Source organism: Spongiimicrobium salis (genome assembly GCF_043678055.1).
Lineage (GTDB): Bacteria > Bacteroidota > Bacteroidia > Flavobacteriales > Flavobacteriaceae > Spongiimicrobium > Spongiimicrobium salis.
The window spans coordinates 344,113-355,526 of sequence record NZ_JBHEQA010000001.1 but is presented as its reverse complement, the minus strand read 5'-3'; the positions used below and the strand labels follow the sequence as shown (position 1 = coordinate 355,526).

At 40.3% G+C, this 11,414-nt stretch carries 9 protein-coding genes; 8 read left to right on the top strand and 1 reads right to left on the bottom strand.

Translation table 11 applies throughout. From position 1 onward, the window contains the following. The first annotated feature begins 14 nt into the window (after window positions 1-14). From ACEXOE_RS01685 to ACEXOE_RS01650, 8 genes are all read left to right on the top strand, one after another. Window positions 15-2,030: a beta-N-acetylhexosaminidase gene (locus ACEXOE_RS01685; RefSeq protein ID WP_394746990.1), complete on the top strand. Its 2,016-nt coding sequence runs from the start codon at window positions 15-17 to the stop codon at window positions 2,028-2,030. Continuing rightward, window positions 2,027-2,890: an SMP-30/gluconolactonase/LRE family protein gene (locus tag ACEXOE_RS01680; RefSeq protein WP_394746989.1), complete on the top strand. Its 864-nt coding sequence runs from the start codon at window positions 2,027-2,029 to the stop codon at window positions 2,888-2,890. Before ACEXOE_RS01685 ends, ACEXOE_RS01680 begins: the two co-directional genes overlap by 4 nt. 10 nt (window positions 2,891-2,900) lie before the next feature. Further along, window positions 2,901-4,004, top strand: coding sequence for a LacI family DNA-binding transcriptional regulator (locus tag ACEXOE_RS01675; protein WP_394746988.1), 1,104 nt, complete (start codon window positions 2,901-2,903; stop codon window positions 4,002-4,004). A 43-nt stretch (window positions 4,005-4,047) separates the two neighbouring features. Beyond that, window positions 4,048-6,354, top strand: a complete 2,307-nt coding sequence (locus ACEXOE_RS01670; protein ID WP_394746987.1) for a family 20 glycosylhydrolase — start codon at window positions 4,048-4,050, stop codon at window positions 6,352-6,354. Between the two features lie 25 nt (window positions 6,355-6,379). Further along, on the top strand, window positions 6,380-8,305 hold the full coding sequence (gene acs / locus ACEXOE_RS01665; protein WP_394746986.1) for an acetate--CoA ligase: 1,926 nt from the start codon (window positions 6,380-6,382) through the stop codon (window positions 8,303-8,305). A gap of 125 nt (window positions 8,306-8,430) precedes the next feature. Further along, entirely contained in the window at window positions 8,431-9,324 is an 894-nt protein-coding gene (locus ACEXOE_RS01660; protein ID WP_394746985.1) for a carboxylesterase family protein, read from the top strand. Between the two features lie 138 nt (window positions 9,325-9,462). Then, window positions 9,463-9,918, top strand: coding sequence for a lipocalin family protein (locus tag ACEXOE_RS01655; protein ID WP_394746984.1), 456 nt, complete (start codon window positions 9,463-9,465; stop codon window positions 9,916-9,918). A 106-nt stretch (window positions 9,919-10,024) separates the two neighbouring features. After that, window positions 10,025-10,783: an SDR family NAD(P)-dependent oxidoreductase gene (locus ACEXOE_RS01650; protein WP_394746983.1), complete on the top strand. Its 759-nt coding sequence runs from the start codon at window positions 10,025-10,027 to the stop codon at window positions 10,781-10,783. 27 nt (window positions 10,784-10,810) lie between these two features. On the opposite strand, the gene ACEXOE_RS01645 is transcribed toward ACEXOE_RS01650, so the two are convergent. Beyond that, window positions 10,811-11,359, bottom strand: a complete 549-nt coding sequence (locus ACEXOE_RS01645; RefSeq protein ID WP_394746982.1) for a carboxymuconolactone decarboxylase family protein — start codon at window positions 11,357-11,359, stop codon at window positions 10,811-10,813. Window positions 11,360-11,414: the final 55 nt, after the last annotated feature.

Here is an 11,414-nt window from a genome sequence, read left to right as displayed (position 1 = left end):
TTATAAAGATGACTATGAGAAATAGATACGCCATACCGTTCCTTTTAATTGTTTTTTTACAGACGAGTTTAATTGCCCAGCAGGGAACTCTGCAGTTATTGCCTTGGCCCCATGACGTACGTTTGGGAAATGGAAAACACTTGCTTTCCAAAGATTTTAGCATTCGAGTTTCCGGGGAATTTGACACAAGGTTATACAAAGGTGTAGCTTCTTTTTTAGATCGTTTGGACCAAAGAACGGGATTGTTCCTGACGCATAAGAAGGCCATAAAAGGTCAAACGGGACTATCTTCATTGGAAATCAAAGTAAAGCGACCAGGGGAGATAAGATTATTTGAAGAAGAATCCTATACCTTATCCGTCAATGAAGGGGTCATACGATTGGAAAGTACAACAGATCTTGGCGCTTTGCACGGTTTGGAAAGCTTACTCCAATTGCTGGATCATAGGGAAGGGCAATACTTTTTTCCAGAAATCCAGATTGCAGATCAACCCAGGTTTCCATGGAGAGGCCTGATGATCGATGTTGCACGCCACTATCTTCCTTTGGAAGTGCTGAAACGTAATGTCGACGCCATGGCCGCAGTTAAATTAAATGTATTCCATTGGCACTTGAGCGACGATCAAGGGTTTAGGGTAGAAGTAAAGAGTTTCCCCAAACTTCACGAAGAGGCTTCCGATGGCTTGTACTATACCCAAGATGAAATAAGGGAACTAGTACAGTACGCCGCGGATCGGGGAATAAGGGTCATTCCCGAAATTGATGTTCCCGGCCATGCTACCGCTATTCTTACGGCCTACCCGGAGTTTGCAAGTAAAAAGATGAATTATCGGATAGAGCGAAACAAAGGCGTTTTTGATGCTACTCTGGACCCTACGAACAAGGAAACCTACGTTTTCTTAGATAAGATGATTACAGAGCTTTCGGCACTTTTTCCGGACCCTTATTTTCATATTGGAGGAGATGAAAACAAAGGAAAGCATTGGGATGAAAGTTTGAAGGTGCAACAGTTTAAAAAAGAACATGGATTTCAAAGCAATCATGAACTGCAAACCTACTTTAATGTTCAACTACAGCAGATTCTTAAGAAGAACAATAAGATCATGATGGGGTGGGATGAAATTTTTGAACCCAAGCTTCCCAAGGACATCGTAATTCATTCTTGGCGCGGAAAGGAAGCCATGGTAAATGCGGCAAAAAAAGGATACAAATCGGTGTTGTCCAAGGGCTATTATATCGATTTGTTATTTGACACCAAAACGCATTATGAAGAAAGTGTGCTTCCCGAAGATCATGGCTTAACAGAGCAGGAATTACAGCATATTCTTGGAGGCGAAGCTACCATGTGGGGAGAATTGATCAATAGCACTAATGTAGATTCCAGAATTTGGCCCAGAACAGCTGCTATTGCAGAACGGTTTTGGTCCAAAGCTTCCGTTCGCAATTTTGATGCCCTAAAAAAACGCTTGCTTCATACCAGTATCAGCTTGGAAGAACATGGGCTTACCCATATTAAAAATAGGGATAGAATATTAAGGGGTTTATGGGGGAATCATGATATTGACCCCTTGAGAACCTTATCCCAAATCTGCAGCCCGATCACGGCCAGGGAACGTGTAGGGAAACCATATAAGACCTATCAACCTTTTACATTATTTGTGGATGCCTGTACTCCAGATTCTCCAGCCACTTTCTATGTTGAAGCGCTAGTGGATGCCTATCGGGCCAATAGCTCTGAGCGCACTGAAAAAAAAATAAACACACTTTTGGAAGGGTGGCGCCTAAATCATACCATGTTCATAGCACATGATATCCCCCCTGTAATTCGTCCTCTAGTATCATTTTCGGAAGCACTGGACGAATTGTCCGGAATACTTTTATCCCGCTTGGAACGGAGCAAGAAATTCAGTGATGTAGAACAAAAAAGAATGGCACAACTGCTGGAGAAACTAGAGACCCCAATATTAAATGTACGTCTTGCCATTACGGATGATTTAAAAGTCCTCATAGAAAATGTAAATAAAAAATGAAACTACAATTATTCTTTCTTTTTATCATTTTAACCATGGCCCATTCCTGTACCAATTCTAAGCAAATGATACGGAGCGATTTTACGGATGAAGGAGTCTTTACAGAGGGTATAGAAGGACCGGCAACCGACTACAAAGGGAATATCTATGCCGTAAATTATGGAGCGCAAGGCACTATAGGAAAAGTTGCGCCCGATGGGAAAACCTCTCTTTTTTTAACGCTTCCGGAAGGTAGTATTGGAAATGGAATACGTTTTGGGAACCAGGATCAAATGTTTATTGCGGACTATACCAACCACAATGTGCTCCAGGTAGACATGAATACAAAAAAAATTGAAGTATTTGCCCATGAGCCTAAGGCAAACCAACCTAATGACATCGCCATTGCCCCTGATAAAACACTCTATGCAAGTGATCCAAATTGGGCAGAAGGTACGGGTAAATTATGGAAAGTGACCAAGGAGAAAGGTTTTGAGTTGTTGGAAGAAAATATGGGAACTACCAATGGGGTAGAAGTGAGTCCCGATGGTAAGAAGCTATATGTGAATGAATCTGTACAAAGAAACGTATGGTCTTATGATATCTTGGCAGATGGAACCCTGACCAACAAACAACTTTTTGCCTCGTTCAAGGCATTTGGCATGGATGGAATGCGATGTGACAATAATGGAAACCTTTTTATATGTCGCTATGACAAAGGAACTGTTGCCGTAGTATCACCTCAGGGAGTTCTTTTGACTGAAATCCAATTACAAGGGAAAAAGCCCACCAACATAACCTTCAGCAATGATTATAGCAATTGTTACATCACACTGGCCGATAGGGGGTGCATAGAAATTATAGAAAGAATATCAATTTAATACAACGCGCATGGAGAACGATAGCATTAGATCCAATATTACATTAAAGGAAATTGCCTATTTGCTCAATCTCTCTATTTCTACTGTTTCCAAAGCCTTGAATGATAGTAGGGAGATCAGTACAAGAACCAAGGAGAAAGTAAAGGAAATGGCAAGGGAGTATAATTATAGGCCCAACAGCATTGCACGTAATTTTAAATCCAGTAAGTCCTATACGATAGGCATTGTGGTTTCTGAACTGTCTACCCCTTTTTTTAGAGATGCCATGGCCGGAATTATGGAAGAATCCATCAAAAATGACTATAAAATAATGACCTACCCTTCAGGAGGGTCCAATAAAAAAGAAGAATACCTGATTAGGATGTTAATGGATGGAAGCATTGATGGGTTACTTCTGGAAATTACCGAAGAAACCGTAAGGGAAGAGCAATATCAGTACCTGGAAGAACTACAGAGTACAGGCTTTCCCGTAGTTTTGATGGACAATACTTCGCGGTCCATGAACTATAATCAGGTTTTTGTGGATTATGAAAATTGTGGCTTCATGGCAGCCCAGAAACTCACCGAAAATATATGCAGGAACATCGTATTGTTGATTGATAAAAGTCCAGTTGGAAAGCAATGGGCCATGGGCTTCGAAGAAGCCATTTCCCAACATAAATTAAAAATACAGGATAACCCAGTAGTGGTTATGGAAATGGATGATAATATGGAAAAGAAAATAGAAGTGCTACTCTCACAATTTCCTGATTTAGATGGAATCATTGTACAAAATGAACAATGGATGACCCTTGTTGAAGCTATCGTGGCCAAAAGCCCTCAAAAAGATATTCAAATGGTGAATTACATTAAGAACACCAAGGCCTTGCCCAAACAAACAAAACCAAATATATGCTATATGACTTCGGATTACTTCAAACTGGGTGAAGAAGCCATGAAATTGGTATTAAAAAAAATAAGGAAAAACGAAATAGAGGTTACCCGAAAAACCATGGAAGCCTATTTTGTGAACAACAGTTTTCAAAAAGATGCGACCGAATATTTTTCGAGAAACTTTAATGGGGTCCCACATCTTAAAAATGGTGATGAAATACCGTATATGGAAACTTTATAATGTTGAAAATAGTAATCCAAAATTTATTTGAAAGAACACTAATATGAAAAAAACCTGCTATTTGGTACTTGCCACCTTGATACTTACATCCTGTAAAAATACTCTTTCTACGGGGGATAGTACAGCTGATGTATCCATTATACCGCGACCGATGGAGGTACAGCGGACAGCGGGGGAATTTCAACTCAATTCCAATACGGTTTTCGTTTCCCCTTCAAAGGAATTGGATAAAATAGCGGTTTTCTTTCATGCAAAAATACAAGCTGCGACAGGTTTTAATTTGATTATTACTTCTGAGCAAATCAAGGAAAACATCATCAAATTTGAATTGGATGAAAACTTGGCACTTAATGCAGAAGGCTATTTTTTAGAAGTCACGGAAGCTGGTGTTACCATACGGGCCAAAAGACCTCAAGGTATTTTTTATGGCATGCAGAGTGTGATGCAACTTTTACCCCCAGAAATTGAAAGTACAACCCCCGTTAATACGGTAGCATGGAAAATACCTGTACTTACCATAAAGGATCAACCTGTTTTTGGATGGCGAGGATTAAATTTGGACGTTAGCAGACACTTTATTCCTGTAGACGCAATTAAGAAACAATTGGATGTCCTGGCCCTATTCAAAATCAATAAATTTCACTGGCATTTGACCGATGATCAAGGTTGGCGCATAGAAGTAAAAAAATACCCAAAACTCACTGAGATCGGTGCAAAACGAAAAAATGATGATGGGAGTATATATGAAGGCTACTATACCCAAGAGGAAATTAAGGAAATTGTAGGGTATGCCAAAGAACGTTATATCGATGTAATCCCAGAAATTGATGTTCCCGGACATGTGGTATCAGTATTGGCAGCCTATCCAGAACTGTCTTGTACACAAGAACATATAGCAACAAGAACGCTGTGGGGAATAGATTCCAGTATTTTTTGTGCGGGAAGGGAACTCACCTTTCGTTTTCTTGAAGACGTCTTTGAAGAAATAACTCCCTTGTTTCCTTTTGAATATGTGCACATTGGGGGAGATGAGGTTCCTAAGGATAAATGGGAAAGCTGTGCGCATTGCCAAAAACGTATGACTGATGAAGGATTGCGGGATGAAGCACACTTGCAAACCTATTTTATGACCCGTATAGAGCAAATCTTGGCAACACATCAAAAGAAAATTTTTGGCTGGGATGAGATTTTAGAAGGAGGTATTTCCGCTTCGGCAGGTATTACGTCCTGGACTGGGGAGGAAGGCGGAATTACTGCTGCCAATGCAGGCCACAGCGTTGTAATGAATCCGGCAGAATATACCTATCTAAATTTTTATCAAGGAGATCATAAGGTAGAACCTATGGCGTTTGGGGGATTTATTTTGCTCGAAGATATTTATAATTACAATCCTGTTCCTTCGGCAATAGCGGAAGATAAAAGAAAGCATATTCTTGGAGCGCAAGCTAGTGTTTGGACAGAGTACGCTCCAGACATAGCCGTCATAGAGTATCAATTATATCCCCGAATTTTGGCCATGGCCGAATTGACCTGGACTGCTGTTGAAAGAAAGGATTATAAGAATTTTGAAGAACGACTTTTAGCGCAGTATGTACGTTTGGATAAGCACAATATTAATTATCATCTCCCATTGCCGGAAGGCCCTTCCTCAGATCAAATTGCATTTGTGGACCAAGTTTCGCTAAAATTTGAAACTACACGACCCGCTACTTTGGTTTATACTGTTGACGGCAGTAATCCTACGAAAACTTCAAGAAATTATTCGGATTCGTTGACTTTTGATTCTAATACTACCTTAAAGATTGCCTCGGTATTGCCTCATGGTAAAATGAGTGGTATTCGGACCATACAAATTCAAAAACAAGAATTGGTAGCAGCGGCACAACCGGAGAAAGTGATGCCGGGATTGGCCGTAAAGACGGTAAAGGGTCATTTTAAAAACCTGAATGAGGTTGACTTTTCAGTGAAAGCTGTGGGATCTACAATTGATTCTTTGGAACAAGCCAACGTGACTTACGATTGGGGACGTTTTGTGAATGAAGACAATTTTAGGGCCTTGTCCATAGAAGGGTACATTGACATTGAAGAAGACGGGGTTTACTTTTTTTCAACTACCCAAGATCAGGTATGGATCGGGGATCAATTGCTCATTGATTATAAGGAGGATATTAAAAGACATCCAAAAGACGCTTCCATCGCCCTTGCCAAAGGGAAACACAAACTGAAAATTATATACCTAAATAATGTAACCAAAGGGTGGGCTTCAGATTGGAATACGGTGGCATTGCAATACCGAAAGGCTTCGGAAATCGATTTTGAAACCGTAGGCCATGAACTACTATCCCATTAAAGAACTAGCCTATAATTAGTAAAAGATGAGTAAAGAAATAAAACTTCAAGAGGTAATGATACGTTCAAAGGAGGAGTATCGGAAAGCCTATAAGGATAGTATACAGGATCCTGAAGCCTTTTGGGGGAAAATTGCAGAAAGCTTTCATTGGCATAAAAAATGGGATCGTGTATTGACCTATGATTGGTCTGTGCCTGAAACCACATGGTTTAAGGGAGCTGCGTTGAATATCACCGAAAATTGCCTGGACATACATCTTCAAGAGCGTGGGCAACAAGTGGCCATTTTATGGGAACCGAATGACCCGGATACCCCTTCAAGAAAAATGACCTATAAGGAGCTGCACGAAAATGTATGTCGTTTTTCCAATGTACTACAGGCTAACGGAGTTGGTAAAGGAGACCGCGTATGCATCTATATGCCCATGCTTATAGAACTAACGGTGGCAGTCTTGGCCTGTGCGCGTATAGGGGCAATTCATTCCGTAGTTTTTGCGGGTTTTTCGGCAAAATCCCTTGCTACTAGAATTAATGATGCGGACTGTAAGCTGCTTATTTCTGCAGATGGCACGTATAGAGGGGCAAAAAATATTGCGCTCAAAAATATTGTAGATGAAGCATTGCAATACTGTCCTTCGGTTACAAATACCATTATCTTTAAAAATACGGGTCAAGATGTATCCTGGGTTTCAGGAAGAGATCAATGGTGGCATCATGAGATTGCTAAGGCTTCTCCTGTATTTCCGGCTATAGTGATGGATTCGGAAGACCCACTTTTTATTTTGTATACCTCGGGATCCACGGGAAATCCAAAAGGCATGGTACATAGCTGTGGAGGGTATATGGTCTATACCGCCTATACCTTCAAAAATGTATTCCAATACGAGGAAGGAGATGTGTATTGGTGCACTGCAGATATCGGTTGGATTACGGGGCATAGCTATATTGTATATGGCCCCTTAGCTGCGGGAGCCACAACAGTGATGTTTGAAGGTGTGCCCAGCTATCCAAATTATGGGCGTTTTTGGGAAATATGTGAAAAGTACGGGGTTACTCATTTTTACACCGCGCCTACGGCCATTAGAGCTTTAGAAAAACATCCTTTATCGTTAGTGGAAAAATACAAGCTTTCAAAGCTAAAGGTGCTGGGATCTGTTGGTGAGCCTATCAATAAGGAAGCTTGGGATTGGTACAGTACACATATTGGGAAAAATAAATGCCCGATCGTAGATACATGGTGGCAAACCGAAACTGGCGGTATTCTCCTTTCCTCTTTAGCAGGGGTTACTGACCAAAAACCGACTTTTGCAACGCTTCCCATGCCCGGGGTATCTCCTGTTTTATTGGATACTGAGGGTAATGAAATCCAAGGAGATCATATAGAGGGAATTTTGGCTATAAAACAACCATGGCCTGCAATGGCAAGAAGCATTTACGGCAATCATGAACGTTACAAAGAAGTATATTTTTCAGCGTATCCGGGTTGTTATTTTCCGGGAGATGGAGCGTTGAGAGATCGTGAAGGGAATTATAGAATTACCGGAAGGGTGGATGATGTGGTCATTGTTTCGGGACACAACCTTGGAACCGCACCCATTGAAAATGCCATTAATGAACATGAAATGGTGGTGGAAAGCGCAGTAGTGGGATATCCGCACGATATTAAGGGAAATGCCCTATATGCTTATGTCATTACCTATTCCAATCTAGAGGAAGATGAACAATTGGAGAACGAGATCAAAGCATTAGTGTCCAAGAGTATTGGAGCTATTGCAAGGCCAGACCAAATACAATTTGTTCCTGGCCTGCCCAAAACAAGAAGTGGAAAGATTATGCGAAGGATTCTCAGAAAGATTGCTGCCAATGATTTTGAAAATTTAGGAGATACCTCCACACTACTCAACCCCGATGTGGTCAATGAAATTATTAGGAGTAAAACAACCGTAAACTAAGGATAGTTCTTGAGAAGATAAAATGCAAAATAATATTCGTATGTGTTTTACTATCTTTATCCTACTTCCGTTATTTTACAGAAGCATACTTATTCAAGAATCTAAGTTTAATTCCTGTTTTCAAAATGAGATTTTTTTTACTTCTAATCGTATTTCAATTTTTTTTAGGATGTAGTTCTAATAATGACATCGGAAATAAAGAAATCGCAAATGAAGAGATTGCGAATGAAGAAACTGAAAATGATGATGGGCAAGATGAACTTCCGGATACTACAGCTGTAGATTTAGGGATTATCATACCCGGTACGCAGCAAGCCTATATCAACGGAACCACTGGATTGGAATATGGATTTCATCTCTATACGCCAGCAGAATATGATACAAATGGCGAGGATGAATTTCCTTTATTGGTGTATTTACATGGGAGTGGATCAAGAGGGGATAGCTCGGTAGATGAAGAGGTGCTGGACGTTATTTTACTGAATGGGCCTGCACGGTTGATCGATAGAGGGATGTGGAATCCGGAACAGCCTATGGTAGTTGTGTCCCCACAGTCTCCTACAACTTGGAATACGGGTCTTTTACATGATTTTATAGGGCTTTTAGCCGAAAACCTTAAAATAGACAGGGAGCGAATTTACATGACAGGATATAGCATGGGGGGTAGAGGGTGTTTTGATTATATTTCTGATTTTGGAAATGACTCATACGCGGCAGTTATCGTTCCTATTGCAGGATGGGGAAATGAACAAACTGGAAACCAATTTGTAAATACACCTGTTTGGGCATTTCACGGCCACGAAGATAAAATTATTACATACGATTCTTCCGTGAATATGGTTAATGCCATCAATAACGAAAACCCTGAAACGCTAGCTAAACTGACTATTTATCCTGAGGTAGGTCATGGCTCTTGGGCAAGAACTTATGATAGTAGTGGAATAGGAACTGAGAATAGTAATTATGACCCTTTTGATATGACTATTTACGAATGGATGTATCAATTTAAAAAACGTTGAAAATAACCCGCACAACGACTAAAATTTTGTCGTAAAAGTTAAAATACTTCGATGTCCAGTACATCCTATGCCCATTTGTTCACAATTTTTATGGAGTTGATGGCGAACCTTTTAATAAATACCCTATAAGACTATAACATGAAAAATATACTGGTCGCCCTGAGCATCCTTGCGCTCTGTTCATCCTGTAAACAAGAAAAGGAAACCGAGCAAGGAGATAATTTCAAAGATTTGGACAAACTTATAGGAACTTGGAAAATGGTATATGCCGAAATTCGCGAGAAGGATTCGGTTGAAGTCAAAGATTTGGAAATTTCAGATTTTATAAAAATCATCAATGAAACCCATTTTGCATTTTTTAATCAAGATCACAACAATGAAGCGCTTTTTTATGGAGGAGGGGGGACCTACAGGCTAGAGGAGAATCACTATACCGAAAAGCTGAATTTTACTGGGGTAGAAGGATTAAGAGGACATGATTTTTCATTTACCCTTGAAATGAATGGCGACACATTGGTACAATACGGATTGGAAGAGGTGGAGGAACTAAATATTAAACGTCGTATTATGGAAAAATATGTGCGAGTGGAGTAAACGAATGCTTGAGGGGGAGAATCTGGCGCAATCGAGGTAGAGTGGAATACTTTTTACGAATTTATGATAGGATAATAATACAGAACTGCCATAAAAATTACAAAAAATGAAATTGAAAGATAAGGTATATATCATAACGGGAGCAACTAGTGGTATGGGAAAGGCGATTGCCATTTTGTTTGCAGAAGAGGGGGGCAAGCTCCTATTGAGCGGAAGGAATAAGGAAAGGGGAGAGGCCTTGCTTCAAGAGTTGAAAAGTATCAATGCAGAGGCGGTTTTTCATGCAGGGGACATCAGTGAACCCGAAGTCAATGAACAACTTGTGACACGTGCCATTGCTACCTATGGGAAACTCAACGGTGTGGTCACTAATGCTGGAGTATTGGGCATAGGGAGTATTACAGAAATGACCATAGCCGCTTGGCACCAGACTTTAAATATAAACTTCAATGCCTTTTTTTATCTGTGTAAATACGCCATTCCCTATATTAAAACGCAAAAAGGGACCATTATTTCCAATGCCTCTATAGCTGCGTTCAAAAGCTTTCCCAATCACCCCATTTATTGTGCCTCAAAAGCAGCCTTGGTAGCTTTGGTAAAACAAATGGCGCTAGATTACGGTCCGGAAATACGCATCAATGCTATTTGTCCGGGACCTGTAGATACTCCGTTGATATGGGATTCAGCCAAGGCATTTGAAGATCCGGATGCAGCAGTGGCCAATGTAGAGAATGCAACACCCCTGAAACGATTGGGCCAACCCAATGATATTGCAAAATTAGCGTTGTTTTTAGCCTCTGACGATGCTTCTTGGATGACAGGGTCTGCCGTGACTATTGATGGGGGTATCATGGTCACAAATTAATGGGGCAGATACCCGCTTTTTTAATGGCTAGAGATTGTCTTCCTCTAGTCGCGGAGCTACAGGAAAATCAATTTCCGAAGGAATTGTACTGTTCATGTAATTGGCTATGGTCTTATCGCCCACAAGGGAAATGGCATCTATTAAATTTTCCTTGGTCCAACCTGCCTTGAAGAAATTTTCAAGGATTTCCGGCCTGCTATTTCCTCGGTGTGCTGTGATGTCTTTCGCCAATTTAACGAGCGCATCTATTTTTGGGTCAAAAGATGCTTTTCCTTTGCGTAATTCCAGCATTTGTGCATCCGTAAAACCAATTAATCGCCCAACGAATGTATGCACGGAAACGCAATGATGTGAATGGTTTACCTGACTTACAACTAGATTTACAGCTTCTTTTTCCTGATCATTTAGCGAAGTCTTTGCATTGTTGAAGTTCAGATAATTTTTTAAAGCATTCTCAGAATGGGCATAAATGGCAAGGGAATTGGGCATAAAACCAATATTTTTCTCATAATGATCAAAAATGATTTGATTGTCGCTATTCACTTCATTTTTTGTAGGTACATGAAATTTTTTCATTTGTTTGTTGTTTGTGTTGAAAAAATCGTAGGTGGGACTGGTTTTCAAACAAATG